The organism is Micromonospora sp. C81, from assembly GCF_018070425.1.
Taxonomy (GTDB): domain Bacteria; phylum Actinomycetota; class Actinomycetes; order Mycobacteriales; family Micromonosporaceae; genus Micromonospora; species Micromonospora zamorensis.
This window is the reverse complement of sequence record NZ_JAGPXS010000002.1, coordinates 91,572-117,162: the sequence shown is the minus strand read 5'-3', so window position 1 is coordinate 117,162 and position 25,591 is coordinate 91,572. Positions and strand designations below refer to the sequence as shown.

Below are 25,591 nucleotides of genomic sequence, written 5' to 3'. Positions count from 1 at the left end.
AACGCTCATTCCGGAGATTCACCTCCCGGCCAACCCTCGACCAACTGCCGGCCAATCCGGGGCGGTCTCCTGAAGCGGCTCACCCCCACGACAGGAGACGGCGTTGCGACGTACCCTTTCGACCCTCGGCCTGGCCGGCGTGCTGCTCGCCGCCGCCATGGCCGTGCCCACCATCGCCGCCGCCGAGCCCTCGACCGGCGCGGACCGCACCCGGGCGAACGACCGGCCGATCGTGATCGGTCACCGAGGCGCCAGCGGCTACCGACCGGAACACACCCTGGAGGCGTACCGGCTGGCGATCCGGATGGGCGCCGACTACATCGAGCCCGACCTGGTGTCCACCTCCGACGGCGTCCTGGTCGCCCGGCACGAGAACGAGATCTCCGGCACCACCGACGTGTCGACGCACCCGGAGTTCGCGGCCCGCAAGGCGACCAGGACCATCGACGGTGTCGCCGTGACCGGCTGGTTCACCGAGGACTTCACACTGGCCGAGCTGAAGACGCTGCGGGCCAAGGAACGACTGCCGCAGGTCCGCGTGGCGAACACCGCGTTCGACGGCCGCTTCGAGGTGCCCACCCTCCAGGAGGTCATCGACCTGGCCCGGACCGAAGGGCGGACACGGGGCCGCACCATCGGCATCTACCCGGAGACCAAGCACCCGACCTACTTCACGTCGATCGGCCTGCCGTTGGAGGAGCCGCTGCTGCGGGTGCTGCGGCAGAACAAGCTGGACCGCAGGAACTCGCCCGTCTTCATCCAGTCGTTCGAGACGGCCAACCTGCGACGGCTGAGCCGGATCACCGACGTGAAGCTGGTCCAACTGCTCGACGCCGCCGGCCGCCCGTACGACTTCACCGTCGCCGGTGACACCCGCGGCTACCAGGACCTCGTCACGCCCGCCGGGCTGAAGTGGATCGCCGGGTACGCCGACGGCATCGGGGCGAACAAGAACCTGCTCGTGCCCCGGGACGCCACCGGCGCCCTGCTCGCCCCCACCAACGTGGTGCGCGACGCGCACCGTGAGCGGCTGCTCGTGCACTCCTGGACGTTCCGCGCGGAGAACCAGTTCCTCCCGGTGGACTTCCGGATCGGCACCGACCCCAACGCGCGCGGCGACATCACCGCCGAGTACGAACTCTTCCTCGGCCTGGGCCTGGACGGCGTCTTCAGCGACCACCCGGACACCGCCGTCGCCGCCCTAGCCGGGAACTGACCTCTCTGCGGCTCGGCGGGGAACCTGCCCTCGCCGAGCCGACCTCGGCCCGGAGCTGATCCGCTCCGAGCCGACCGCCGGGCCGATCACGCCCGGCCCACCCGCTGGCCCGCCGTCCGCCACCCGGACGGCGGGCCAGCGACACGTCCGGGGTCCGGACGCGGCAGCAACTTCACCGATGTTGCTGCCTTGCGGCGGATTGAGACAGCAACAACAGGGAAGTTGGCGCGATCTTCGCCCGCTCGACGGTCGTCGGCGCTGCCCGCGCGCGGCGACCCATGACGGTCCCTGTGGTTGACCGATCGGGGCAGATGGGGCGAGGCGACACAGACCTCGGATGGTCCGTGGAGGTTCAGGCCACCGGGAGCGCCGACTCTCCGGTGACCGTGCGGCCCGTTGTAACCCCCGGCCACCTCATTCCTGTTACTTGTGTGTTTCCGCCACATAGCTCGTGGGTGACGTCACTTCTAGCGTGAGCCGTCACGAAGAAGTTCTCTCCCTCCGAGTCCTCATGTGGAGTCGCAATGACGGTCCGGACGACGCGGCGGGTGTTCCTCTCCGCCGCCACGATGATGGCCGCGGCGCTGGCCGCCACGGCCTGTGGTAGCCCGCAGGACACCGCCACCGGCGGCGGCGACAACGCCGCGCCGGTCAAGGTCGGCCTGGTGTACTCCCAGTCGGGTGCCCTGGCCAGCTATGGAAAGCAGTACATCGAGGGTTTCAAGGCGGGGCTGGACTTCGCCACCAAGGGCACCGGCAAGGTCGGTGACCGGAAGATCGAGTTGACCGAGGTCGACGACGCGGGCGACCCGGCCAAGGCGGTCTCCGCCGCGAAGGACCTGATCGGCAAGGGCGCGAAGATCATTGCCGGTTCCACCGCCTCGGGCGTGGCGCTCCAGGTCGCGCCGATCGCCGCGCAGAACAAGGTGCTGTTCGTCTCCGGCCCGGCCGCCACCGACGCGGTGACCGGCGCGAACAAGTACACGTTCCGCTCCGGCCGGCAGTCCTACCAGGACGTGGTGACCGCCAAGTCGTTCATCGGCGACCCGGCCGGCAAGAAGATCGTGGTCTTCGCCCAGGACGGCGCGTTCGGTGACGCCAACGAGGCAGCCGTGAAGGCCGTCATCGGCAGCGCGGGCGCCACCGTGAGCAGTGTCCGGGCGCCGGCCAGCGCCACCGAGTTCACCCCGTTCGCCAGCCAGATCAAGGCGGCGAAGCCGGACCTGCTGTTCGTGGCCTGGGCGGGCACCACCGCCCCGGCGATGTGGCAGACCCTCGACCAGCAGGGCGTGCTCTCGTCCACCACTGTCGTCACGGGCCTGGACATCCGCGCCTCGTGGCAGACCTTTGGCACCGCCGGCGCCAAGATCTCCTTCCTGTCGCACTACTTCGACGGTGCGAGCGACACCGAGGCCAGCAAGGCCCTGAAGGCGAAGGTCACCACCATCGACCTGTTCCACCCGGACGGCTTCGCCGCCGCCCAGATGGTGGTCCGCGCGGCGCAGGAGGGCGGGGACGACGTCGACAAGATGGTCACCGCCCTGGAGGGCTGGAGCTTCGACGGGGTCAAGGGCAAGATGACCATCCGGGCCGCCGACCACGCGCTGCTCCAGCCGATGTTCCAGGCCAAGCTGACCGGCAGCGGCACCGAGTTCACGGCCACCGCGCAGAAGAGCCTCACCGGTGACGAGTCCGCGCCACCGGCCGTGGCGATGAAGGGCTGACCCATGCTCGCCACCCGCGGTCTGACCTGGCGGATCGGTGAGGTCGCCATCGTCGACAGCGTCTACCTCGACCTCGCGCCCGGGGAGTTCCTGGGCGTGATCGGGCCGAACGGCGCCGGCAAGACCTCACTGTTCAACCTGATCACTGGCCTGCGCCGGGCCACGGAGGGCCGGATAGTTCTGGACGGTCAGGACATCGGGGCGCTCCCGCCGCACCGGCGGGCCCGCCTCGGACTGGGCCGTACCTTCCAGGCGTCCTCGGTCTTCGGCTCGCTCAGCGTGCGGGAGAACGTCCGGCTCGCCGTGCAGGCGCACCGCGGGGGCTCGATGGCACTGTGGCGGCGGGCGGCGGCCGACCGGGAGGTCGCCGCCGCCGCCGACGCGGCGCTCGACCGGGTCGGTCTCGCCCACCGGGGTACGGCACTCGCCGGCACCCTGGCCCACGGCGAGAAGCGCAAGTTGGAGATCGCCCTGCTGCTCGCCGGTGAACCGCGGGTGATGCTGCTGGACGAACCGATGGCCGGCGTCAGCGCCGAGGACATCCCCGAACTGGTGGCCGTCATCAAGTCGCTGACCGGCGACAGCGGCCGGGCGGTGCTGATGGTCGAGCACCACATGGACGTCATCCTGGAGCTGGCCGACCGGATCGCCGTCATGCACCACGGCGCGCTGCTTGCCTGCGACACGCCGGAGACGGTGATGGCGAACCCCACGGTGCAAGAGGCCTACCTGGGGGAGTCGCTGTGAGCGCGGGTCTGATGGAACCAGTTCTCACTGTGGAGGACCTGTCGGTCCGGATCTCCGGGCTGCACATCCTGCAGGGGGTGTCCTTCGCGGTGGCCCCGACCGGCGTGACCGTCCTGCTCGGTCGCAACGGCGTCGGCAAGACCACCACGTTGCGCGCGATCGTCGGCCTCACCCCGCCCGCCGGGGAGGTCCGCGGCACCATCCGGATGGGTGCGCAGAACCTGCTGGCCCAGCGCACGCACCGGCTGGTCCGCGGTGGGCTCGGCTACGTGCCCGAGGACCGCTGCGTGTTCGCCGGCCTCACCGTCGCCGAGAACCTGCGGCTCGCCGAGCGGCGCGGCACCAGCCCGGCGTACGACAAGGTTTTCGCGCTCTTCCCGGAGCTGGACCGGCGCGGACGGCAACGGGCGGGTTCGCTGTCCGGCGGGCAGCAGCAGATGCTCGCGATCGGGCGGGTGCTGCTCAACGACAACCGGCTGCTGCTGGTCGACGAGCCGACCAAGGGGTTGGCGCCGAAGGTGGTGACCGAGGTGGCCGAGGTGTTGGAACGGGTCGCGGAGTCGGTGCCGGTGCTGCTCGTCGAGCAGAACCTGGCCGTCGTACGCCGACTGGCCCGCGATGCGGTGGTGCTGGCCGCCGGCAAGGTGGCCTGGACCGGCGACGCCCGTGAACTGTTGTTGGAGACGGCGCTGACGAAGTCGTTGCTGGGTGTGGGCTCGGCGGAGGTGTCCCACTGATGGGGACCGTGATTCTGTTGGCGTTGACCGGGCTGGGCCTGGCGGCGCTGTACTTCCTGGTCGCGTCGGGCCTGTCCCTGGTCTTCGGTCTGGCCGACGTGCTCAACTTCGCGCACGGGCTGTTCCTCGGAGTGGGCGCGTACGGCACCTGGTGGGCGGCGGGCAACCTGCCGGGCGCGGGCTCCGACGGGTTCGGCTTCGTGCTCGCTGTCGCCTTCGGGGTGGCCGCCGGCACGCTGGTCGCGATCCTGGTCGAGCTGGTGCTGATCCGCCCGCTCTACTCCCGCACCATCGAGCAGGTGCTGGTGACCGTCGGCCTGTCCCTGGCCGGGGTGGCGTTGTTGCAGGCCACCTGGGGTGCGGACGCACGCCCGTTCCCGCGTCCCGACTGGACTCGGCAGGTGACCGGGATCCTCGGCGCGCAGGTGCCCAACGGCGGCCTGCTGCTGATCATCGCGGCGGTGCTGGTGCTCGGTGCGATCCTGGCGTTCCTGCGCTGGACAAGGTACGGCCTGGTGATCCGGGCCGGGGTGGAGAACCGGGAGATGGTGACCGCCCTCGGCATCGACGTCCGCAAGGCGTTCACGCTGGTCTTCGCGATCGGTGGGGCGGCCGCCGCGCTCGCCGGTGCGCTCGGCGGGGTCTACTTCGGCACCGTCTCGCCCGGTCAGGGCAGCTCGCTGCTGATCTTCGCGTTCATCGTGGTGGTGATCGGCGGGATGGGCTCGGTGGTCGGCTCCGCGTACGCGGCGGTCGTGGTCGGTCTGGTGCAGCAGTTCGTCAACTACTACGGCACGTCCGGGCTGGGCGACATCTGCGTGGTCGGGCTGCTGGCCGTGGTGCTGCTGCTGCGCCCGCAGGGCATCGCCGGAAAGGTGGCAACGGCATGACGGTGATCGACGCGCCTCCCGCGCAGGTGCCCGACGAGTTGACCCCGCAGCGGGGGCGGTGGCACCGGGTCCGCCCGTTCCTGCCGCTGGTCGCGCTGGTCGTGCTGGCGATCCTGCCGTACTCGACGATCTCCCTGCCGGGGATCTTCGAGGGACCGGTCAACTCGCCCGGCACCCTGCAACTGCTCGCGATCTGCCTGATCTTCGGCGGTCTGGCGGCCGGGTACGACCTGCTCTTCGGCCGGACCGGCATGCTCTCCTTCGGGCACGCGCTGTACTTCGCGGCCGGTGTGTACGGCACCGACATCCTCATCACCCGGGCTGGTCTGCCGCTGTGGCAGGCGGCGTTGCTGACCATCACCGGCGGGACGATCCTCGCCGCGCTGCTCGGCGCGGTGGCGCTGCGCACCGTGGGCATCGCGTTCGCCATGGTCACGTTGGCCTTCGCCCAGGTCGGCGCGATCCTGGTGGCCCGGGACTTCGGTGGGCTCACCGGCGGCGAGGAAGGTCTGCCGCTGGACGTGTCCGGGCTGCCCGCCGGGCTGGTGGGGGTGACGAACACCGTCAACCTGTACTGGCTGGCGCTCGCGTACCTGACGCTGGTGGTCTTCGTGGTGCACCGGGTGAGCGGTTCCCCGACCGGTCGGGTGCTCGCCGGGCTGCGTGACGACGAGCGGCGGATCGGTGTGCTCGGGCTGGACCCGTACCGCTACAAGCTGGTGGCGTTCACCCTCGCCGGCGGGCTGGCGTCGGCGGGCGGGGTGGTCTACGTCCTCATCGTCGGCGGCGCGTCGCCGCACATCACGTCCTCCGAGCTGACCCTGTCGCTGCTGGTCATGGTGGTGCTCGGTGGACCGGGCACCCGGTGGGGGCCGGTGCTCGGCGGTGTCCTCTACATGTACCTGGACCACCGGCTCACCGCGTTCGGCACGAGCGACGCGGTGGACAACCTGCCGGCCGTCCTCAGCCACCCGCTGAGCCAGCCGCTGTTCGTCCTGGGCACTGTCTTCATCCTGGCCGTCTACTTCTTCCCAGGAGGCCTGACGAGCCTGGCCCCCCGCCTGTCCCACCTAACCCGCACCCTCCGCCCCCCACGCTGACCAACCCCAACCCCCCCTTCTGCCCCCGTCGATCATGAAGTTATAGCCACGACACGCCGTGGCGGATGGCGATAACTTCATGATCGACGGGGTGTTGTTGCGGAGGGGGAGGCTGGGGAGATGGACTCTCGGGTTGCTGTTGTCAGTGGGGGTGGGACCGGGATCGGGGCCGCCGTTGCGGAGGCGCTCGTTCGGGACGGGTACGACGTTCTGATCGTCGGCCGGCGGTCGGATGTGCTGTCGGCCGCCGCCGAGCGGATCTCCGCCGAGTGTGGTCGGGCCGACGCCGTCAACGCGGTCACCGCCGACCTGACCGACCCGGAGCAGCTCGACCGGGTGCTCGCGGCGGTCGACGCTCGGCCGGTCGACGTGGTGGTCAACAACGCAGGCGGCTACCTGGGCGGGGACACCGGCACCCTGGCCGGGACAGCCGCACACTGGCGGGCCAACCTGGACGCCAACGTGCTCACCGCCGTACTGCTGACCGAGGCGTTGCGGCCGGCACTGCGTCGCCCCGGCGGGCGGGTGATCCTGGTCAGCTCGATCGCCGCCCAGCGCGGCGGCGGCGGGGCGTACTCGGCGGCGAAGGCGGCCCTGCACGGCTGGGCGTACGACCTGGCGGCTCAGCTCGGCCCGGACCAGATCACGGTCAACGTGGTGAGCCCCGGCTATGTCGCAGAGACCGAGTTCTTCGGCGACCGGATGACCGCCGAGGGGCACGCGAAGCGGGTAGCGGCGACCCTGGTCGGGCGGGCCGGCCTGCCGGACGACATCGCCGAGGCCGTCCGCTATCTCGCCAGCCCGGCCGCCGGTTACGTCACCGGTCAGGTCCTCGGCGTCAACGGGGGCTCGGTCCTCGGCCGCTGATGCACGCCCCCATGAACGACTGAAGGGCGGCGGCCCCCCGTGTGGCCGCCGCCCTCCTGCGTCGTGGGTCAGCCGTTCAGCATCTCGTAGGCCATCGCCGGAGCCTTCGTCGCGGCGGAACCGGTCGGCACGCTGATCTTCGGCGAGGTGCCGTAGTCGGCGTAGGTGACGACGTAGTCGTACGCCTTCGCCTTGCCTGCGGCCGGGATCTTCAGCGTCAGCGAGGTCAGGTGCTTGTCCGCGTCGACAACTGCGGTGAACGGCACCGACTTGGCAGCTTCGCCGAGCGCTGCCGCCTCGCCCTCCTCCAGCACCTGGGCCGCGTTGCCAGTGCTCACGTCGACGACCCCGACGTACTGCCCGGGGCTCTGCTCCTTGACGGAGGTGGCCGCCTCGATGAGCGGGCCGGCGTTGCCCTGGTCCGCGCCGTCGTAGGCCGGGATGGTGTCGCTCTCGGCCAGCTTCGTGCGGTCCAGCTTCATCCACTTGTCCGGGAACTTCGGCAGGCCCGGCTGGCCGCTGAACTTCGCCTTCAGCCAGACCTCCTCACCGATGAGCAGGAACGACATCTTCGTGGTGATGCCGTCGGAGCCCGGTGCGCCAGTGGTGTTGATCTCGACAGCCTTCGAAGCCGGGTCGACCCGCCCGCTGTGCGTGCTGGAGGAGTCCTTGCCGCTGAACTTGAACGTCCCCTCGGTGCCGTCCGGGACGGCGTCGAGGAGCGCCTGCTTCGGGTCGACGGTCGGGCTGGCGCTCGGGCCGCTCTGCGGTGCCGAGGTCGGTTCGCTCTTGGGCCCGCACCCAACCACCAGGGTGGTCGTGGCCAGCATGGCGGTGACCGCGCCCACCGTCCGTCGGATGGTGCTCGCGCTGCCCGTTGCCTGTGTCATCACATTTCTCTTTCTCGCTGCGTGGCTTGTGCCGATGACCATGTTGCCGCCGGGCACGGCGGTACGGCTGCCGATATGCTGCCGTCCGGCTGCCGGGCACTGCCGTCCGGCGATCGTCGGGGGTGTCAGGAGCGGAAATTCGCATGTCGGGAGCGCTGCGTTTCGAGATCCTCGGGCCTCAGCGGGCCTGGTTCGCCGACCGTGAAATCGACCTCGGTCCCGGCAAGCAGCGGGCGGTGCTGGCCGTGCTGCTGCTCTCCACGGGTCGTCCGGTGGCCACCGGGCAGATCGTCGAGGCGGTCTGGCCGGACGATCCGCCCGCGAACGGCCCCAACGTGGTGCAGAAGTACGTCGCAGGGCTGCGCCGGGTGCTGGAGCCGGACCGGTCGCCGCGTACACCGGGGCAGGTGCTCAGCCTGACCGACGCCGGCTATCTGCTGCGGGTGGATCCCGAGGCGGTGGACGCGGTCCGTTTCGAGCGGGGCGTCCAGGCCGCCCGGCGCCGGCACGAGTCCGGCGTCACGGAGCAGGCGCTCGCCGAGCTGACCGCCGCTCTGGACCTGTGGCACGGGGAGCCGTTCACCGGCTTCTCCGGTGCGGTGTTCGAGGCTGCCCGGCACCGCCTGGTGGAGTTGCGGGCCGTCGCCCTGGAGACCCGCGCGGAGCTGAAACTGGACAGCGGTCGGCACCGCGAGCTGGTCGGCGAGTTGGTCGAGTTGGTGGCCGAGTTCCCGGTCCGGGAGCGGCTGCGCCACCAGTACATGCTGGCGCTGTACCGCAGCGGACGGCAGGCCGAGGCGTTGGCCGCTTACCGGGATATCGACAGCCTGCTCCGGAAGGAATACGGCATCGGGCCCGGCGAGGCGTTACGCGAGTTGCACGGTCGGATCCTGCGCGCCGACCCGACCCTCACCGCCGGCGTCCCGGAAACAGGGTGGCCAGCTTCGGCTTCCGCCGCGCGGCAGGCGGAGAACAGGGTGCCGGCGCACCCGTCCGCCGACTCACATCCGGCTGCCCCGGCCGCACCGCCCTCCGCACCACCGCCCGCCCAGGCCATCCCGCCCCAGGCGACCCCACCGCCCCAGGCGACCCCACCGCCCCGGGCCTCGGGCCCATCGCCCCAAGCGTCGGGCCCGCTGCCCCAGGCGGCCGTCCCGCCGTACGCGGACCTGCCCTCGCCGCTGTACCCCGCTCTGGCCGGCCTGCCCGCCGGGCCGCCGTCCCCGTTCGCGGTCGACCAGCCGCGCCGGGAGCGGCACCCGCTGCCGACGTGGGTGAGCACCACGGCCACCGTCGCCGGCACCCTCCTGCCACTGCTCTCGTTCGGCACCGGGACCTGGCTGGTGATGCTGGCGTACGCGGTGCGGCGCCGCAGTCGACGGCTCGGCCTCGCGGCCGTCGGCTATCTCCTCACCGCGGTGCTGCTGGTCTTCATGATCGCCACCGACGACCTGGAGAAGGAGGACTCGGCGGCCGAGGCGTTCCTCGGGCTCGGCGTGCTCGGCCTCTGCTGGCTGGTGGGCGCCCTGCACGTGGTCCTGCTCAACCGGTGGGTCTGGGGGCGGATCACCGGTCGGCCGCAGATGGCACAGGCACGCGACGAGGAGCGCCGGCTGCGCCGCGAGCAGGCGCGCAACCTGCTGCACCGCTATCCCTCGGCGCGTCTGGAGTTCGCGATCGGCCGCCCCGACCTGCCCCGCGCCTTCGACGACGGCGGGCTCGTGGACATCAACGCCGTACCCGACCACGTGCTCGCCACACTGCCCGGGCTCACCGACGCGCAACGCCAGCAGGTGGCGATGGACCGGTGGGTACGCGGCCCGTACGCGTCGATGGAGGAATTGGCCGCGCGCTGCGCGCTGCCCCTCGCGGTTGTCGATGGTCTCCGCGGCGTCCTGCTGTTCCTGCCGCCGCCCGTCCTGCCGACGGACACGCCGGCGGTGGTGGAGGCGGGGCCCACTGTGCCCCGCTGATCGTGGGGGTTATCCGACTTGGGCTGGTAGAAATGCCGGGTGGAGACAGCAGAGCGGGCGGCAATCCGGGAGCGGGCCGAGGCGGTGCTGCGCCGGCTGGCCGGTGACCACGCCCGTCTGCGTGAGGACCAGTGGCGGGCCATCGAGGCACTGGTCGTCGACCGGCGACGGGTGCTCTGTGTGCAGCGGACCGGTTGGGGCAAGTCGGCGGTCTACTTCGTGGCCACCGCCCTGCTGCGCGAGCGCGGGGAGCACGGCCCGACCGTCATCGTCTCGCCGCTGCTGGCGCTGATGCGTAACCAGGTCGAGGCGGCGGCCCGGGCGGGCATCAAAGCCCGCACGATCAACTCGGCGAACCTCGACGAGTGGGACGAGATCACCGCGGAGATCCAGACCGGTGCCGTGGACGTGCTGCTGATCAGCCCGGAACGGCTCAACAACCCGGACTTCCGCGACGGGGTGCTGCCGAAGCTGGCCGCCACCACCGGGCTGCTGGTGGTCGACGAGGCACACTGCGTCTCCGACTGGGGGCACGACTTCCGGCCGGACTACCGGCGGCTGCGCACCTTCCTCGCCGAGCTGCCCGAGCGCACCCCGGTGCTGGCGACCACCGCCACCGCCAACTCGCGAGTTACCCAGGACGTGGCGGACCAGTTGGGCGACGCCCTCATCCTGCGCGGCACCCTGGATCGCGAGTCGTTGCGCCTCGGGGTCCTCGACCTGCCCAGCCCGGCACACCGGCTGGCCTGGCTCGCCGACCACCTCGATCAGCTCCCCGGCTCGGGCATCGTCTACACGCTGACCGTCGCGGCAGCGGGGGAGACGGCCGAGTTCCTGCGGTCCCGGGGCTACCCGGTGGCGTCGTACACCGGGCAGGCCGACGACGCCGACCGGCGCGCCGCCGAGCAGGACCTGCTCGACAACAAGATCAAGGCGTTGGTCGCGACGAGCGCCCTCGGCATGGGCTTCGACAAGCCTGACCTGGGCTTCGTCGTCCACCTCGGCGCGCCGCCCTCGCCGATCGCGTACTACCAGCAGGTCGGCCGCGCCGGCCGCGCCGTCGAGCACGCCGAGGTGCTGCTGCTGCCCGGCGTCGAGGACGCCGCCATCTGGCGATACTTCGCCTCGCTGGCGTTCCCACCGGAGCAGCAGGTGCGCGCCGTGCTGGCCGCCCTGCACCCCGACCGCCCTCTCTCCACCCAGGCCCTCGAACCGCTCGTCGACCTGCGCCGCACCCGGCTGGAGCTGATGCTCAAGGTGCTCGACGTGGACGGCGCGGTCCGCCGGGTGCGCGGTGGATGGCTCGCCACCGGCGAGCCCTGGGTCTACGACGAGGCCCGGTTGCGCCGCGTCGCCGAGGCGCGCACCGTCGAGCAGCAGGCCATGCGGGAGTACGCGACCACGTCCGACTGCCGGATGCGGTATCTACGGGAACGCCTGGACGACACCGGGGCGACCGACTGCGGCCGGTGCGACAGGTGCGCCGACCCGCTCTTCTCCGCCGACGTGTCGACAGCCGCGCTCGCCGCCGCGCAGGCCTTCCTGGGCCGCCCCGGCGTGGAGATCGCCCCGAAGAAGCTCTGGCCGACCGGGTTGGACGCGGTGGGCGTACCCCTCAAGGGCCGGATCGCCCCCGCGGAGCAGGCGTTGCCGGGCCGTGCCGTCGGGCGCCTGTCGGACCTCGGTTGGGGTGGCCGGTTGCGTGATCTCGTCGGCCCGGAGGCGCTGGACGCGCCGGTGCCCGACGACGTCGTCGGCGCGGTGGTGGAGGTGTTGAAGGCGTGGGCGCACGGCGACGACCCGTGGCCCCGCCGGCCGGTGGGGGTGGTCGCGGTCGGTTCGCGGCGACGGCCCCGACTGGTCGGGTCGCTCGCCGAGCGGATCGCCGCCGTGGGCCGGCTGCCGCTGCTCGGCGAGGTCGTCCCGGCCGGTCCGGGCGGTCCGGCCGGGCCGCGCGGCAACAGCGCCCAACGGGTACGCGCGCTGCACGACACCTTCACCGTGCCGACCGACCTGGCGGACGCCCTGGCGGGCCTGGACGGCCCGGTGCTGCTCGTCGACGACCTGATCGACTCGGGTTGGACGATGACGCTGGTGGCTCGGGCCCTGCGCCGGGCCGGTGCGCCCGACGTGCTCCCGCTCGCCCTCGCCGTCGCCGGCTGACCCGCCGGGCGGGTCCTCGGCGCTGCACGGGTTCGGGGCGCCGTCCATGCCTGGTCGAGGGCGTTGACCGGCGTTGCGGCGCGGTCTGCGCCGGTCGGGTGGGAAAGTTCCCGGGCGGCGTCGAATGCGACCGTCGCCACGCCGTCCGGGCGTCGGCCTGGGCCGCCCCGACGCGGCGGTACCGTGGGCGGTATGACCGACCAGCAGCCCGTCACCCGCGCGCACGACGTCACGGGTAGGACCGCCGTCGCCGAGGCGGTCCACGTGCTGGGTGTCGGCGGTGCCTGACCACGTCTCCGCCGCGCCGGACCGGAGCACGCTCCGGCTGGCGTTGGTGGTCGGTGGGCTGGTGCTGGCGGTGCTGCTCGGTTTCGGCCTCGGCCGGATGAACACGACAGGCACCGTCACCGGCAGCCCGTCGTTGGCCGCCGATCACACCGACCCACCGGGGACCGGGCCGCACAACCACGGCAGCGCCGCGAGCACCGATCAGGGCACGGCCACCGAACCGGGCGGTCTGGCGGTCAGCTCAGCCGGGTTCACCCTGGCGCCCCTGACGACCGAGTTCGCGGCCAGCCGGCCCGGTCAGCTCCGCTTCCAGGTGCGCGACGTGCAGCGCCGGCCCGTCACCCGCTTCGCCGTCGTGCACGACAAGCCGATGCACCTCATCGTCGTCCGCCGGGACCTGACCGGTTACCAGCACCTGCACCCGACCATGGCGGCGGACGGCACCTGGTCGGTGCCGTTGACCCTCGCGCAGTCCGGGGTCTGGCGCGCGTACGCCGATTTCACCGTCGTCGCCGACAACGGCGCGCAGACCGCGGTGACCCTCGGCGCGGACCTGGTCGTGCCCGGTGACTACCAGCCTCGTTCGCTGCCGGGTCCGGCCACCTCGACGACGGTGGACCGGTTCACGGTCGGCTACCAGGGCACCCCGCAGGCGGGGGCGACAGTGCCGCTGACGTTCCGGGTCGACGGTGCTGGCGGCGCCGCCCCGCTGGAGCGGTACCTCGGGGCGTACGGGCATCTGGTGGCGTTGCGCGAGGGCGACCTCGGCTACCTGCACGTGCACCCGGAACCAGAGCTGGTGGACGGCCAGATCAAGTTCTGGCTGACCACCCCCGGCCCCGGCCGCTACCGCCTGTACCTGGACTTCCAGGTAGGGACCGAAGTCCACACCGCCGAGTTCACCCTCACGGTCCCCTAATCCCACCCGGGCCCCTCCGCCCCGGGGGGTTAGCCGGCTCGGCGGATGGGGCGGCGGGCCAGGTAGCGGAGCAGGTCGCGGATGTGGTGCTTCTCCTCGGCGGGGACCGTCGGGTCGGCCAGCCGGTCCAGGATGGCGCGGACGTCGGCTTCGACGGGGCCGTCGTCGTGGCGTCGACGGGGGGTGGGGCCGGCGTCGGGCAGCCCGAGCGCGCGGAACGCGGCAGCGACCGGTAGGTCCAGTGCGGCGCAGAAGCCGCGCACCTTGGCCAGCTCGGGATAATCCTGCCAGTCACCCGCCAACCAGCGGAACACGGTGGAGCGTCCCACGCCCGTGTGCGAGGCAAGATCGGTCACGGTCCAGCCACGTTCGTCACGAGCGTCATCGATGGCGCGCCGGACGAAGCGGGCGAAGGCCATCTGCGGTGATACCTCGGCTGATCCCATCCCTGTATGTCTTTCCCCCTGCCGCAGCACCGGGACGATGCGCCTTTCCGAGGGTAGTACGCCCACAGCCGGAAACAATTGACTGACCGCACAATCTGTCCCGTGGACGAGACTTTTCCGCGACAGCATGATGCCGACCGAAAATTGCATCAAGCGATCACTATCGTTCTTCCACTAAGCTCGGTGCCCGTCCCGGCATGGTCCCGTCTGCCGCGTCCGACCGCACCACCGCCCGAGGAGCACCATGGCCGAACCGAGCCGCCCCCAGCCGTACCAGCCCGGTGCGGTGAGCCTGTTCTTCGTTGCCAAGGCCGGCGTCTTTGCCGCCGCGTTCTGGATCTGGCTGCTGGTTCTGGTGCTCCGCACCAGTTCCGCGACCGGTCTCCAGGTGCTGGCCGCCACCGGCGCGATCACCACCACGCTGGTCGCGGTCGTGCTGGGTGCCCGGATGGCGTTGCAGCACAGCGCTGCCATTCGACACGCCGAGACCAAGAAGCTGCTGGTGGACATCTCCTGGAACGCCTTCGCCGCCGCCGGCAACGCCGAGAGCACGGGCAAGGTCGTGCCCTTCCCGACCGCCCTGGGCGACGGTGAGCGCGCCACCCAGCGCAACGGCGGCGACCGGATATCGGTCCTCGACCGTGGCGCCGGCGAGCGCAACGGTGCCCGGGACCGCAGTGGCGGCAGCGAGCGCCGTCGCTAGGCGGCGGGTTCCTCGGCGGCGGAGAGCAGGGTCTCCAGTCGGGGTGTGACCTGCCACTGGTCCACCAGTTCGCGATACTCCGCGTTCTGCTGTGCGCTGGCCTCGCCACCGGTGCGGCGGGCACGGATCAGCAGGTTGCGTGGCGTGTGCTGGGAGTCGACGAACTCCACCACCTCGGCCCGGTACCCGTGCACCCGCAACAACCCGGCGCGCAGTGCGTCGGTGAGCACGTCGGCGAAGCGCTCGCGCAGGATGCCCTGCCGGGTCAGCAGCTCGTACGGTGCCGGGGTGGGGTGGGCGCGGAGCTGCTTCGCCAGGTCGTGGTGGCAGCACGGCGCGGCCAGCACCCAGCGGGCCTCCCAGCGTACTGCGCGGGCCAACGCCTCGTCCGTGGCGGTGTCGCAGGCGTGCAGCGCCAGCACCAGGTCGGGTGCGGGGTCGACGACGGCGTCGGCGATCGTGCCGGCGACGAAGCTGATCTGGTCGGCCCAGCCCAGCCGCTGCGCCAGCTCGGTGTTGCGTCGCCGCTGGTCCTCCCGGACGTCCACGCCGATCAGTTGGACGTCGAGCCCTCGACTTGCCAGGTAGCGGTACGCGGCGAACGTGAGGTACGCGTTGCCGCAGCCCAGATCGACCACCCGCAGCGAACCGGTCAGATCGTCGGGAAGGGTCGCGGCCAGGGCACGCAGGAACGCGTCCACCTGGCGGCGTTTGGCCGCCGAGCCACCGATCTCGGCGAAGATCGGGTCACCGGGGTCGAGCAGGTATTCCTTCGTCCGGTCGTTCCCGCTCGGTGTGGCCGCCGGGCGGGACGTCGCGGCGCGGTGCACCTGCGCCTCGCCGGACTTGGTCACCCGGAGTTGGAGCGTCGCGTCGGCCGTCTCCACGTGCCAGTTCCCGAACGGTTCGGCCAGCAGCTCGTCGATCGCCTGGATCGCCTCCGGACCGGGGGCGACGTTGCGGGTGTACGGGCGGGTGCCGTCGGAGGTGGCGATCTGCAGTCGCGGGCCGGCCTTGAGCCGCACCGGCCGCAGTTCGGCCCGAGCCACCACGGGATGGCGCCCACGGCGTCGTCCGGCGGCGACCGCCCGGGTCAGCGCGGGGTCGAGCAGCAGCGCCCGAACCTCGGTCAGGGCAACATCCAGTGGTTCCGGCATCGTTCCATCTTCGGCAGGTGGGGTGGGAAGGGAACATCCCCCGTACCGCGCGAGGCGGTGCGGGGGATGTCAGGTGTGGCTGTGGGTCAGTCCGCGGTCGCCTCGGCCGGCGTACCCGCACCGGAACCGCCACCACGGCGGCGCCGGCGGCGGCGCGGCTTGGACGGTTCGCCGTCGGACGCGGCGGCCGGCTCGGCGTCACTGCCAGGATCGGCGGAGATCACCGCGGTCGGCTCGCCCACGACCGTCTCGCCGGCCCGGCGGCGACGCCGGCGGCGCGGGGTACGGGTGCCTTCGTCGGTGGTGTCGCCAGCCTCGGCGATCGCCGGTGCCTCGGCCTCGGCCGCTGCCGGCGTGCCGGCGTCGGAGCGGTCGCGGCGGCTGTCGCCCCGACCACGGCGCTCGCCTCGCCCCTCGCCACGGCTCTCACCGCGTCGGGGGCTCCGGCCGCCACCGCTGTCGCCCCGACGGGAGCGCGTCGTCCCGCCCAGGTCCTCTTCGATCTCGGCGGACAGCCCGGCGCGGGTGCGCTCGGCCGTCGGCAGGGTGCCGCTGACCTCGGTCGGGATGTGCAGGTCGGTGTAGAGGTGCGGCGACGTGTGGTACGTCTCCGGCGGCTCCGGCATCTCCAGACCCAGGGTCTTGTCGATGATCCGCCAGCGCGGCATGTCGTCCCAGTCGACGAAGGTCACCGCGACACCCGTCGCGCCGGCCCGGCCGGTACGACCGATCCGGTGGGTGTAGGTGTCCTGGTCTTCGGGGCAGTCGTAGTTGATGACGTGGGTGACGCCGGTGACGTCCAGCCCTCGGGCAGCCACGTCGGTGGCGACCAGGATGTCGATCTTGCCGGCCCGGAAGGCCCGCAGCGCCCGCTCGCGGGCACCCTGGCCGAGGTCACCGTGCACCGCGGCGACCGCGAACCCGCGGAAGTCGAGGTCCTCGGCGACGCGGTCGGCGGCCCGCTTGGTGCGGGTGAAGATCATGGTCAGCCCACGCCCCTCCGCCTGGAGGATGCGCGCCACCACCTCGACCTTGTTCATCGAGTGGGTGCGGTAGACGAGCTGCTGGGTCTGCGGCGACGGACCGGTCTCGGCGGTGTGCCCGGCGTGGATCGTCATCGGCTGGCGCAGGAAGCGCCGGGACAGGGTGACGATCGGGTCCGGCATGGTGGCCGAGAAGAGCATCGTCTGCCGGTCTTCCGGAAGCATCGCGAGGATCTTCTCGACGTCGTCGAGGAAGCCCAGGTCGAGCATCCGGTCGGCCTCGTCGAGGACGAGCGCGTGCACCCGGTCCAGACGGAGGTGCTTCTGCTTCTGGAGGTCCATCAGCCGGCCCGGGGTGCCGACCAGGATCTCGACGCCCTTGCGCAGCGCGTCGATCTGCGGCTCGTACGCGACGCCGCCGTAGATCGGCAGCACCCGGACGCCCCGCGTCCGGCCGGCGGCGGCCAGGTCCTTGGCGACCTGGATGCCCAGCTCACGGGTGGGGACGACGACCAGCGCCTGGGGGACGCCGTCGCTGCCCTCGCCCGGCGCGAAGACGCGATCCAGCAGGGGCACGCCGAAGCCGAGGGTCTTGCCGGTGCCGGTGGGCGCCTGACCGATCAGGTCGACGCCGCGCAGCGCGATCGGGATCGCGTATTCCTGGATGGCGAAGGCGCGGGTGATGCCCGCCGCGGCCAGGGCCTCGACGGTCTCGGCGCGGGCGCCGAGTGCGGCGAACGTGGGGGCCTCCGGTCGAACCGGGGCAGTGGGGGCCAGTTCCTGGCCGTCCATCAAATCTTGATTCAGGTCGCTCATGTGGATGTGGGGGTGCCCTCTCGTGGGTGCGCCCGTCATGTCCTCAGGGCGCGTTCGGTATGACGCGGGCCACACGGTCGGCGGCAGATTGCCGAGCCGGACCGGGCCGCACGCGCGCCGCGGGCTGAGCTTCGATCAGATCGGCGCCCACGGCAACTGCTCCATGCTACCTGAACAGGGATGCGCCCGTCCCGATTCCCACCCGGCCACTCGTCACGCGGGGCAAGTAATTGTGACCTACGTCACGTCAATCCGGCGCGTGGGATGCCGTTGGCCTGCGCTCGTGTCCACGCCGAGCATCCCCGGTCCCGCGGCTGGAAGAACCGGACCGGGCGGGTGGCCGGCTCTCCATGTGGGCGCGGCGGCTGGTCGGCGAGGCGTTGTCCCAGGCGAGCCGGTTCCGCCGCCGAGCGGGTCGCAATCACCGCGCTGATCGCGCGGGGCGACCGGGTCGACGTGCCGGGGCTGTTCGGCAGGCTCACCGCCGCGCACACAGCGCGGATGGCCGCCGCCGGGCTGAACAACTGACCGCCCGGGAAGCCGGTGCCGGCCTGCGGCAGGTGGGCCGATGCCGACCTGCCGCGATGGCCGGACCGGTCAGCGGACGGTGAAACCGACCGCCCGGGACGACGCCTCGGCGATCTCGACGTAGGCGACCTTCTCGACCGGCACGATGACCCGTCGGCCCTTCTCGTCGGTCAGGGAGAGCGTGCCGCCGTTACCGGCGAAGGCGTCGGTCACGATCTGCTCGATCTCGGCCGGCGACTGCGCGCTGTCTACTACCAGCTCACGCGGCGCGTACTGCACGCCGATCTTGACCTCCACTGTGCCTCCTCAACTGGGGCGAAAGAACCGCCCTGCGAAGGCTATCCGATCACGGGGTCGGCGGTCAGGCTGACTCACCTTGCAGCGGGAAGCTCGCGATGCCCCGCCACGACAGCGCGGCCACCAGCGCCTCGGCCTCGGCCTTCGGCACCTGCCGGCCACCGGCCAGCCAGAACTGCGCGGCCGTCTCCGCGGCGCCGACCAGCCCGGAGGCGAGCAGCTCGGCGTGCGACCGGCTCACGCCGGTGTCCGAGATGATGGTGTCGGTGATCGCCGCGATGCAGCCCTGCTCGACCCGCTCCACCCGTTGCCGCACCGCCGGGTCGTTGCGCAGGTCCGACTCGAAGACGAGCCGGAACGCCTCGCTCTCGTGGTCGACGAAGTCGAAGTACGCCCGTACCGACGCGCTGACCCGTTCCTTGTTGTCGCTGGTGCCGTGCATCGCGTCCTGCACCTGAGCGACGATGGCGTCACAGTGCGTGTCGAGCAGCGCCAGGTAGAGATCCATCTTTCCGGGGAAGTGTTGGTAGAGCACGGGCTTCGAAACCCCGGCCCGCTCGGCGATGTCGTCCATCGCGGCGGCGTGGTAACCCTGTGCGACGAACACCTCCTGCGCCGCAGCGAGAAGCTGCTTACGACGCGCGGAGCGGGGCAGACGGGTGGGTCGTCCAGCGGTCTGTGCACCGTTGCCCGCAGCGGTCATGGGTTCCTCCGAGTTCTCCGTACGAGCCGGCATTTTCCCCCCAGACCGGGCGAGGCCCGCGACCACCGTCGTGGAAATGGCCCGCCGCTGTAACTTATCGCCACTCTCGGCACACGGTAGCCTCAGCGGGGGCGACCAAGGAGCGCGCGGTGAGTGAAACAGGTCAACCCGGAGCCGCTACCCCGGGAGAGCACGGTGACGGAGCGGGTCAGCACGACGACCCGAGCCGTTCCGTCAGCGGGTGGGCACCCCCGGCCGGTGGGTGGCCGCGAGCCGCCGACCACGAGGATGCCCGGGAACAGGCGCCGCGTTGGCAGCCGGACCCCGCGTCCGGCTGGCGCACCTCCTCCACCAGGCATGGCGACCTGCCGTCGCCGCTGGCCGGGCTGCCGGGTGACCTCGATCCGCCGACCCGGGTCAACGGCCACAACGCCAACGGTGTGCACCATCCCGATGACGCCAACGGCGTCCGTCGCCCCGGCCTCGAACCGACAGTGGGACGTCCCACGCCGGTGAGCGCACCCCCCGGGCTGCCCGTCGAGGGCCGCCCCGAGCCGGCCAGCGACCGACTGGTGGTGCCTGCCCAACGTCCCGCCCCGCGTGTGGAGCAGGGGGTCGACGAGCCCGACCGCTCCGCCGCCGATCCGGCCGCCGCCCACCGCGCCCGCTGGGCCGAGCCCGGCCTGCCCACCTCCGCGCCGCCCGCGGTCCAGGTGCCGCCCGTCGGCACCGCCGCGTCGGGTTTCGAGGTGCCGCCCGGCTTCCACGCGCCCAACGCCGAGCGGCTGGCCGCCGAGGACCCACCGGCCGCCGGGTCACGCGACCGGCGGGACCCGCTCGCTCCGGAGCACCAGGCAGCACCGGGACGCACCTCGGGGCCCGCCGGGCCCGCCGACGCGACCGAGCCGGCTCGCGCCGCCGAAGGCCCCCGCCCGGGTGACGCGCACCGGGCCGGGGAATCGTCGGCCATCGAGCCGGACTGGTCGGGGCCGAGCTGGAACCGCCCGAGTTGGGGCGGTGGCTGGGCGCCGCCCTGGTCCCGTCCGGACGACGAGCCGGCTGGTCCGCCGACCACCGACGCGTCCGCGCCGGGTTGGGTCGCCGAGCCCATCCAGCCGTACGAGCCGCTGCGGGCCGAGTCACCCCGCCCGTACGAGCCGGTCCGCGCCGAGCCGCCCCGCGGGTACGACCCCGTCCGGAGCGACGTCGCGTCCGAGGCAGCGCCGGAGCGCTCGGCCGAACCGACCAGCGGTCCCCCGGCCAACCGGCCGACCTGGGCAGCCCCGCCCGCTGTCCCGCCCACCGATCGCCCGCTCCGGGCTGTCGACCCGGACCAGCCCCCGACCGGCGAGCCGGGCGTGCCGTCGTCAGGCACGCCGCCGCTGGTCCCGCCGGGCACGCCGCCACCGGCCGTGGAGCGCCCGGCCTGGGCAGGTGGCCCGACGCCGACCAGCGGTCCGCCGGCCAACCGGCCGTCCTGGGCCGGGTCCGGAGCCAGCCGTACGCCCCGGATCGACCGGCCGTCCTGGGCTGGCGGTGCGGCCGAGTCCGAGCCGACCAGTGGCCCGCCGGCGCGGCCGTCCTGGGCCGGGGGTTCCGACCCCGCGCCGACCGGTACGCCGTCGGTCCGCCCGTCGTGGGCTGGCGGTGCGGCCGAGTCCGAGCCGACCAGTGGCCCGCCGGCGCGGCCGTCCTGGGCCGGGGGTTCCGACCCGGCATCGACCGGTACGCCGTCGGCCCGCCCGTCGTGGGCTGGCGGTGCGGCCGAGGCCGAGCCGACCAGTGCGCCGCCGGCGCGGCCCTCCTGGGCTGCCAGCGCGGCATCGGCCAACGCGCTACCGCCGGCGCCAGCCGGGCCACCTCCCGCACTGGCCGAGGCGCCACCGGCTCCGGCGGGCCCGCCCCTGGTCGCCGAGCGTCCCACCTGGGCTGGCGGGCCGCCCACCAGCCCGGCGAGCACCGCGCGGGAAGAACGGCCGGACTGGTCCGAGGGCCGCATCCCCGCCACCCCCGTCGACCGTTCCTCGTGGGGGGCGATCCAGTCGTCCATGCCCCGTGGCGGTGACGACGGCGAGACCCCGGGCATGCCACGGCCCGAGATCCGACCAGCCACCGCGCCATTCCGGCTCCGCCCGGCGACGCCTGACCTGCCCGGCCCGTCTCCCGTCGACTCGCACCGCCCGGCCGCGCCGACCAACGCCCCGTCACCCGGTGACCTCACGTCGTCCTCGACGGGATCGACTGCGCCCCCTGCCACGAACGGGTCCGAGCCCCACGACCGGCCAGGACCCGTGTCCGCCTCCCCCTATGCGGCTCGCCGATCCGCACCCGACCCGACGTCGTCGTCCGAACCGGCCGACGACGCCCGGCAGTCGGACCCGAAAGCGGTGGTGCTGCCGCAGCGCGTCCCCGCAGAACCGGACGTGCCCGTCGTGCCGGAGCCGCCAGCTGTGGAGCCACCCGCCGAAACTCCGGAACTCGCCCGCATCGCCACCCACCTTCGTCGGGACGACGAGCCAGCCCCGTTGCGGGAGCGCCCCGAGGGGTTCGACGTCAACGCGATCCTGGACGCCGTCCGCGAGGTGGCCGGTGTCCGCGACGCTGCGCTGCGTCGTACCCCGGCGGGAGCGCACAGTCTCCGGCTCGACCTGGCCGACGGCGCCGACCCGGCCGAGGTGAGCCGACAGGTGGCCCGGCTGCTTCAGGATCGGATGGGGCTGGCCGCCGCCCCGCAGAACGTGCCCGGTCTGCCCAGCACTCCGCCGCCGCCGGTTCGCCGTCGCGTTGCCGAACCCCGGGCCGCCGAACGGCGCACCCCGGAGCAGAGCGTGACCGCACGCGATGCCGGCGCCGAAGCGCGTACCGGCGAGGTGCGGGCGGTCGAGACGCCGACGAGCGGTCGTCCGCCGGGTGCTCGGGTGGAGGCCATGCCGGCAGGCATTGAGCAGAGGCCCGCCACCGACATCTCGCGCCGCCGCCGGTCGAACGCCCCGCACCGGGGTCGCGCCACGGTCGAGGAGCCGGGATCGGTCTCGGCCGCGCCGGCCGGTGGCGCGACCGGGAGCCCGGCGACGCTCGGCACGTCGTACTCCGGTGGTCAGGTGACCACGACGGAGTCGGCGCCGTCCCGACCGCTGGACACCGGCGGCACGCCGGGGCCCCGCGTGGTGATCGACCACGTGCAGGTCAGCACCTTCGGCCTGGACGCGAACGTGGAGGTCCGGCTGCTGGCCGGGGGCGACAGCGCCTCCGGGTACGCGACCGGGCCGGCGGTGGACGGCTACGTGCTGCGGCTCTGCGCGGTCGCGGCCGCCGCCGCGGTGGACGAGTTGCTACGCGGCGCCGAGAACGCCGAGCGGGGGCGCTGCTTCGTCGAGCACGCGGCGGTGGTGCCGTTCGGCAACTGCGAGGTGGCCACCGTGGTGGCACTGCTCGTCTGTGAGGGCTGGGTCGAGCAGCTCGCCGGCTCGGCTCTGGTCGCCGGTGATCCCCGGCAGGCGGTGGTCCGGGCGACCCTCGCGGCGGTGAACCGTCGGCTGGAGGCGCTGCTGTCCTGAGTGGTCCGAGGCAGACTGGAACGATGAGACGCGCCACCCTCGGGCCGGACCACCTGCTCCCCGACCACCATGTCCCGCCACCGTGGCCGGGCAGGGAGGTCCGCCTCGACGGCCGAGTCACCTACGTACGGGACACCCCGGCCACCGCTGCCGGCGCGGAGCCGGCACTGTACGTGCACGGGCTGGGCGGGTCGTCGCAGAACTGGACCGACCTGGCCGGGTTGCTCGCCGACCGGCTCGATGGTCAGGCCATCGACCTGCCCGGCTTCGGCCGTAGCGAGCCGGGCCCCCGCTACACGATTCCGGCGTTCGCTGATCTGGTGGTCCGCTGGATCGAGCACTCCGGTCGGGGCCCGGTTCACCTGTTCGGCAACTCGCTGGGCGGCACGGTCGCGGTCCAGGTGGCCGGGCTGCGGCCCGACCTGGTCCGTACGCTCACCCTGATCTCCCCGGCGCTGCCGTTCCTCGACTTCCGTCGCTCGTTGCAGGGGCGGATGCTTCCGGTGCTCGCCATCCCGCGCGGCGAACGGCTGGTCGCCCGGCACCTCACCCAGCTCGCTCCCGAGGTGATGGCCCAGCAGGTGCTGGAGGCGTGCGTCGCCGATCTGAGCCGCATCTGCGACCAGCGCCGGGCCGAGGCGCTGGAGGAGATCCGGGTCCGGTACGAGGCGGAGCACTACGCCGCCGCGTACGTCCGGACGTTCCGCGGTCTGGTCTCCAGCTTTCTGCGGGCGTACCTGCCCGGGCCGGGTTCGCTGTGGCGCCTCGCCGAGGCGGTGCGCGCACCGACCCTGGTGGTGGGCGGCCGAGCGGATCGCCTGGTCGACGTGCGGGTCGCGCCGCAGACCGCCCGGGTCATCCCGGACAGTCGGCTGATGATGCTCGACGGTGTCGGTCATGTGGCGCAGTTGGAGGTGCCCCGGCTGGTTGCCCGGGCGGTGGTCGGCCTCCTCGCCGAAACGGGGGACACCGCCAGGCGGCCTGATCTGGCAGGCTGACGTGGATGCCCAGCTCAGCCCCCCTCCCCGGTCGCCGTCAGCGACGCTTCGCGCTGTTCGCCCAAATGGTGGCGGTGGTGTTGGCTGTCGGCGCGGTGGTGACAGTGATCGCCGAGGGGCCGGGTGGGCATCCCGCTGCCGACCGGTTGGCCGCCGACGAGATCGCCTCGCTGCCGCCGCTGGTGGCCGCGCCACTGCCGCCGTCGGTCAGCCCGTCGCCCTCCGAGGCGGTTGCGTCCAGCCCGTCTCCGGTGCTGCGGGCGCCCGGTGCGGTCCCAAGTGCCGGCACGGGGGGTTTCGGCTACGACGACCGATCCGGCCCGGTGCTGGGTCGCGCGGGTGAGCTGCGGCGTTACCGGGTCGCTGTGGAGTCGGGCAGCAACGAGGACGCCGCCGAGTTCGCGCTGGCGGTGCAGACGGCGCTCGCCGGGCCGGGCAGTTGGGTCGACAGCGGCAGGTTGCGGCTTCAGCAGGTGCCCGGGGCCGCGCCTCGCGACTTCACCGTCTACCTGGCCACCGCCCGTACGGCGGGTCGGATGTGCGCCGACGGTGGGGTGGACATCCGGGTCGGGGGTCGGCCGTACACGTCCTGCCGCGCGCCCGGCCAGGTGATCATCAATCTGGATCGGTGGCGGCTGTCCGTGCCGCACTTCGTCTCGGCCGGCGTGCCGCTGGCGGTCTACCGGACCTACGTGGTGAACCACGAGGTGGGTCACCAGCTCGGGCATCGGCACGAGCGCTGCCCGGGGGCGGGCAGGCCAGCGCCGGTGATGATGCAGCAGACGCTGTTCCTCAACGGGTGCCGGGTCAACCAGTGGCCGTACCTCGACGGGCGTCGTTACGCAGGTCCTGCCCTCTGACCGACGGGCCGACACGCCGACCTTCCAGCCCCATCAGGCGTCTTGCGGCAAAAGCGGCAAATTCGGAGAAATGCCCGAATAATCTGGCAGGCTCGACGTCATGACGCCGTCGTCCCGTTACGGCCCACCCCAGCCGCCCGACCCGTCGGGCCGTTCGGCGTACGTGCGTCCCACGCTCGTCCGGATGCACCGCCGCCGCCGCCGCAGCCTGCTGCTCGGCCTGCTCGTCCTCGCCACCGCGATCGGCGTGACGCTCTACCGCACCGGCGAGCCGCCAGCTGAGACTCCCGCCACGACCCAGGGCGGCATGGGTCACGGGGGCGGGGTGGTCGCGCACCCGGTGCCCACCAGCTACCCGTCGGTCGGAGCGGGACGATTCACCGCAGCCGACGGCGAGACACCCGAGCACGGTGCGGACGGTCCGCTGCGCCGTTACCGGGTCGCTGTCGAACGTGGCACCGGCCAGGACGCCGACGCGTTCGCCGCCACTGTCGACGAGGTGCTGGGCGACCCGCGCAGTTGGATCGCCTCCGGCGACCTGCGGGTGCAACGGGTGGCCGACGCGGGGGCCGCCGACTTCACCATCTACCTGGCCACCCCGGTCACGTCCGAGCGGATGTGCGCCGAGGGCGGGCTGACCACCGAGCGCTACACCTCCTGCCGCCTGCCCGGCCAGGTCATCATCAACCTGGCCCGCTGGATGGAGGCGGTCCCCGACTACGGCGCCTCGCTGGACACCTACCGCACCTATGTGATCAACCACGAGGTGGGCCACGAGTTCGGCGAGGAGCACGAGGCCTGCCCCGGGCCGGGGGAGCCCGCGCCGGTGATGCAGCAGCAGACGTACGGCCTGAACGGCTGCGTCGCCAACGCCTGGCCCTACCTCGACGGCCGTCGCTACGCGGGTGACATCGTCCCCTGATCGACCGGGTCGTCGGTTATTCCCGCTCCCGCATCGCGGACCACGTGTCGTCCCTCATGGCCGAGCAGGGCTCCGGCGAGCAACAATGGCGCGGTTCACACCGCCGA

At 72.6% G+C, this 25,591-nt stretch carries 22 protein-coding genes; 16 read left to right on the top strand and 6 right to left on the bottom strand.

Annotated elements, in window-relative coordinates:
- Positions 1-103 precede the first annotated feature (103 nt).
- The 7 genes from KBX46_RS04040 (at position 104) to KBX46_RS04010 (ending at position 7,281) form a co-directional block, all read left to right on the top strand.
- Positions 104-1,216, top strand: coding sequence for a glycerophosphodiester phosphodiesterase (locus tag KBX46_RS04040; protein ID WP_210790981.1), 1,113 nt, complete (start codon positions 104-106; stop codon positions 1,214-1,216).
- Positions 1,217-1,740: 524 nt separating this feature from the next.
- On the top strand, positions 1,741-2,940 hold the full coding sequence (locus KBX46_RS04035) for a substrate-binding domain-containing protein (RefSeq protein ID WP_210790978.1): 1,200 nt from the start codon (positions 1,741-1,743) through the stop codon (positions 2,938-2,940).
- Positions 2,941-2,943: 3 nt separating this feature from the next.
- Positions 2,944-3,687, top strand: a complete 744-nt coding sequence (locus KBX46_RS04030; RefSeq protein ID WP_088950298.1) for an ABC transporter ATP-binding protein — start codon at positions 2,944-2,946, stop codon at positions 3,685-3,687.
- Positions 3,688-3,698: 11 nt separating this feature from the next.
- Positions 3,699-4,424, top strand: a complete 726-nt coding sequence (locus KBX46_RS04025; RefSeq protein ID WP_172862113.1) for an ABC transporter ATP-binding protein — start codon at positions 3,699-3,701, stop codon at positions 4,422-4,424.
- Complete coding sequence (locus KBX46_RS04020; RefSeq protein ID WP_088950297.1) at positions 4,424-5,314, top strand: branched-chain amino acid ABC transporter permease; 891 nt, start codon at positions 4,424-4,426, stop codon at positions 5,312-5,314. Before KBX46_RS04025 ends, KBX46_RS04020 begins: the two co-directional genes overlap by 1 nt.
- Entirely contained in the window at positions 5,311-6,414 is a 1,104-nt protein-coding gene (locus tag KBX46_RS04015; protein ID WP_099848772.1) for a branched-chain amino acid ABC transporter permease, read from the top strand. The genes KBX46_RS04020 and KBX46_RS04015 overlap by 4 nt, the downstream gene beginning before the upstream one ends.
- 120 nt (positions 6,415-6,534) lie before the next feature.
- The gene (locus KBX46_RS04010) at positions 6,535-7,281 is read left to right on the top strand and encodes an SDR family NAD(P)-dependent oxidoreductase (RefSeq protein ID WP_210790976.1); all 747 of its coding nucleotides are present in this window, start codon (positions 6,535-6,537) and stop codon (positions 7,279-7,281) included.
- A gap of 68 nt (positions 7,282-7,349) precedes the next feature.
- Here the strand turns inward: KBX46_RS04010 and KBX46_RS04005 are convergent, their stop codons facing one another.
- On the bottom strand, positions 7,350-8,171 hold the full coding sequence (locus KBX46_RS04005; protein WP_210790974.1) for a hypothetical protein: 822 nt from the start codon (positions 8,169-8,171) through the stop codon (positions 7,350-7,352).
- Positions 8,172-8,314: 143 nt separating this feature from the next.
- Here KBX46_RS04005 and KBX46_RS04000 point away from each other — a divergent pair, with 143 nt between their 5' ends.
- From KBX46_RS04000 to KBX46_RS03990, 3 genes are all read left to right on the top strand, one after another.
- Positions 8,315-10,144: an AfsR/SARP family transcriptional regulator gene (locus KBX46_RS04000; protein WP_210790972.1), complete on the top strand. Its 1,830-nt coding sequence runs from the start codon at positions 8,315-8,317 to the stop codon at positions 10,142-10,144.
- Positions 10,145-10,183: 39 nt separating this feature from the next.
- Entirely contained in the window at positions 10,184-12,307 is a 2,124-nt protein-coding gene (locus tag KBX46_RS03995; protein WP_210790971.1) for a RecQ family ATP-dependent DNA helicase, read from the top strand.
- Between the two features lie 280 nt (positions 12,308-12,587).
- Positions 12,588-13,514, top strand: a complete 927-nt coding sequence (locus tag KBX46_RS03990) for a hypothetical protein (RefSeq protein ID WP_210790969.1) — start codon at positions 12,588-12,590, stop codon at positions 13,512-13,514.
- A 29-nt stretch (positions 13,515-13,543) separates the two neighbouring features.
- Here the strand turns inward: KBX46_RS03990 and KBX46_RS03985 are convergent, their stop codons facing one another.
- Positions 13,544-13,960, bottom strand: a complete 417-nt coding sequence (locus tag KBX46_RS03985; RefSeq protein WP_088950292.1) for a helix-turn-helix domain-containing protein — start codon at positions 13,958-13,960, stop codon at positions 13,544-13,546.
- A 244-nt stretch (positions 13,961-14,204) separates the two neighbouring features.
- Here KBX46_RS03985 and KBX46_RS03980 point away from each other — a divergent pair, with 244 nt between their 5' ends.
- The gene (locus KBX46_RS03980) at positions 14,205-14,663 is read left to right on the top strand and encodes a hypothetical protein (RefSeq protein ID WP_210790967.1); all 459 of its coding nucleotides are present in this window, start codon (positions 14,205-14,207) and stop codon (positions 14,661-14,663) included.
- Here KBX46_RS03980 and KBX46_RS03975 read toward each other — a convergent pair.
- Positions 14,660-15,820 carry an SAM-dependent methyltransferase gene (locus KBX46_RS03975; protein ID WP_210790965.1) on the bottom strand — a complete coding sequence of 387 codons (1,161 nt, stop codon included), beginning with the start codon at positions 15,818-15,820 and terminating at the stop codon, positions 14,660-14,662. The two genes, KBX46_RS03980 and KBX46_RS03975, sit on opposite strands and share 4 nt — an antisense overlap.
- Positions 15,821-15,906: 86 nt before the next feature.
- Entirely contained in the window at positions 15,907-17,619 is a 1,713-nt protein-coding gene (locus tag KBX46_RS03970) for a DEAD/DEAH box helicase (RefSeq protein WP_210790963.1), read from the bottom strand.
- A 336-nt stretch (positions 17,620-17,955) separates the two neighbouring features.
- On the opposite strand from KBX46_RS03970, the gene KBX46_RS03965 reads away from it, so the two are divergent.
- The gene (locus tag KBX46_RS03965; RefSeq protein WP_210790961.1) at positions 17,956-18,147 is read left to right on the top strand and encodes a hypothetical protein; all 192 of its coding nucleotides are present in this window, start codon (positions 17,956-17,958) and stop codon (positions 18,145-18,147) included.
- 69 nt (positions 18,148-18,216) lie between these two features.
- Here KBX46_RS03965 and KBX46_RS03960 read toward each other — a convergent pair whose 3' ends face one another.
- On the bottom strand, positions 18,217-18,444 hold the full coding sequence (locus KBX46_RS03960) for a DUF3107 domain-containing protein (RefSeq protein ID WP_088950288.1): 228 nt from the start codon (positions 18,442-18,444) through the stop codon (positions 18,217-18,219).
- Between the two features lie 64 nt (positions 18,445-18,508).
- Positions 18,509-19,147, bottom strand: a complete 639-nt coding sequence (locus tag KBX46_RS03955; RefSeq protein ID WP_088950287.1) for a TetR/AcrR family transcriptional regulator — start codon at positions 19,145-19,147, stop codon at positions 18,509-18,511.
- A 1,382-nt stretch (positions 19,148-20,529) separates the two neighbouring features.
- Here KBX46_RS03955 and KBX46_RS03950 point away from each other — a divergent pair.
- From KBX46_RS03950 to KBX46_RS03935, 4 genes are all read left to right on the top strand, one after another.
- Positions 20,530-22,704: a hypothetical protein gene (locus KBX46_RS03950; RefSeq protein WP_247666999.1), complete on the top strand. Its 2,175-nt coding sequence runs from the start codon at positions 20,530-20,532 to the stop codon at positions 22,702-22,704.
- 23 nt (positions 22,705-22,727) lie between these two features.
- Positions 22,728-23,702 carry an alpha/beta fold hydrolase gene (locus KBX46_RS03945; RefSeq protein WP_210790959.1) on the top strand — a complete coding sequence of 325 codons (975 nt, stop codon included), beginning with the start codon at positions 22,728-22,730 and terminating at the stop codon, positions 23,700-23,702.
- A gap of 5 nt (positions 23,703-23,707) precedes the next feature.
- Positions 23,708-24,562, top strand: a complete 855-nt coding sequence (locus KBX46_RS03940; RefSeq protein WP_210790957.1) for a DUF3152 domain-containing protein — start codon at positions 23,708-23,710, stop codon at positions 24,560-24,562.
- Positions 24,563-24,662: 100 nt separating this feature from the next.
- A complete protein-coding gene (locus KBX46_RS03935; RefSeq protein WP_210790955.1) occupies positions 24,663-25,484 on the top strand; it encodes a DUF3152 domain-containing protein in 822 nt (273 codons plus the stop codon).
- Positions 25,485-25,591: the final 107 nt, after the last annotated feature.

What these genes read in the sequence shown, in the direction of transcription:
- KBX46_RS04035 (WP_210790978.1), top strand. Translation starts at nt 1,741, where the DNA reads ATGACGGTCCGGACGACGCGGCGGGTGTTCCTCTCCGCCGCCACGATG.
- KBX46_RS04030 (WP_088950298.1), top strand. Translation starts at nt 2,944, where the DNA reads ATGCTCGCCACCCGCGGTCTGACCTGGCGGATCGGTGAGGTCGCCATC.
- KBX46_RS04025 (WP_172862113.1), top strand. Translation starts at nt 3,699, where the DNA reads ATGGAACCAGTTCTCACTGTGGAGGACCTGTCGGTCCGGATCTCCGGG.
- KBX46_RS04020 (WP_088950297.1), top strand. Translation starts at nt 4,424, where the DNA reads ATGGGGACCGTGATTCTGTTGGCGTTGACCGGGCTGGGCCTGGCGGCG.
- KBX46_RS04015 (WP_099848772.1), top strand. Translation starts at nt 5,311, where the DNA reads ATGACGGTGATCGACGCGCCTCCCGCGCAGGTGCCCGACGAGTTGACC.
- KBX46_RS04010 (WP_210790976.1), top strand. Translation starts at nt 6,535, where the DNA reads ATGGACTCTCGGGTTGCTGTTGTCAGTGGGGGTGGGACCGGGATCGGG.
- KBX46_RS04005 (WP_210790974.1), bottom strand. Translation starts at nt 8,171, where the DNA reads ATGACACAGGCAACGGGCAGCGCGAGCACCATCCGACGGACGGTGGGC.
- KBX46_RS04000 (WP_210790972.1), top strand. Translation starts at nt 8,315, where the DNA reads ATGTCGGGAGCGCTGCGTTTCGAGATCCTCGGGCCTCAGCGGGCCTGG.
- KBX46_RS03985 (WP_088950292.1), bottom strand. Translation starts at nt 13,960, where the DNA reads ATGGGATCAGCCGAGGTATCACCGCAGATGGCCTTCGCCCGCTTCGTC.
- KBX46_RS03980 (WP_210790967.1), top strand. Translation starts at nt 14,205, where the DNA reads ATGGCCGAACCGAGCCGCCCCCAGCCGTACCAGCCCGGTGCGGTGAGC.
- KBX46_RS03975 (WP_210790965.1), bottom strand. Translation starts at nt 15,820, where the DNA reads ATGCCGGAACCACTGGATGTTGCCCTGACCGAGGTTCGGGCGCTGCTG.
- KBX46_RS03970 (WP_210790963.1), bottom strand. Translation starts at nt 17,619, where the DNA reads ATGAGCGACCTGAATCAAGATTTGATGGACGGCCAGGAACTGGCCCCC.
- KBX46_RS03955 (WP_088950287.1), bottom strand. Translation starts at nt 19,147, where the DNA reads ATGACCGCTGCGGGCAACGGTGCACAGACCGCTGGACGACCCACCCGT.
- KBX46_RS03945 (WP_210790959.1), top strand. Translation starts at nt 22,728, where the DNA reads ATGAGACGCGCCACCCTCGGGCCGGACCACCTGCTCCCCGACCACCAT.
- KBX46_RS03940 (WP_210790957.1), top strand. Translation starts at nt 23,708, where the DNA reads ATGCCCAGCTCAGCCCCCCTCCCCGGTCGCCGTCAGCGACGCTTCGCG.
- KBX46_RS03935 (WP_210790955.1), top strand. Translation starts at nt 24,663, where the DNA reads ATGACGCCGTCGTCCCGTTACGGCCCACCCCAGCCGCCCGACCCGTCG.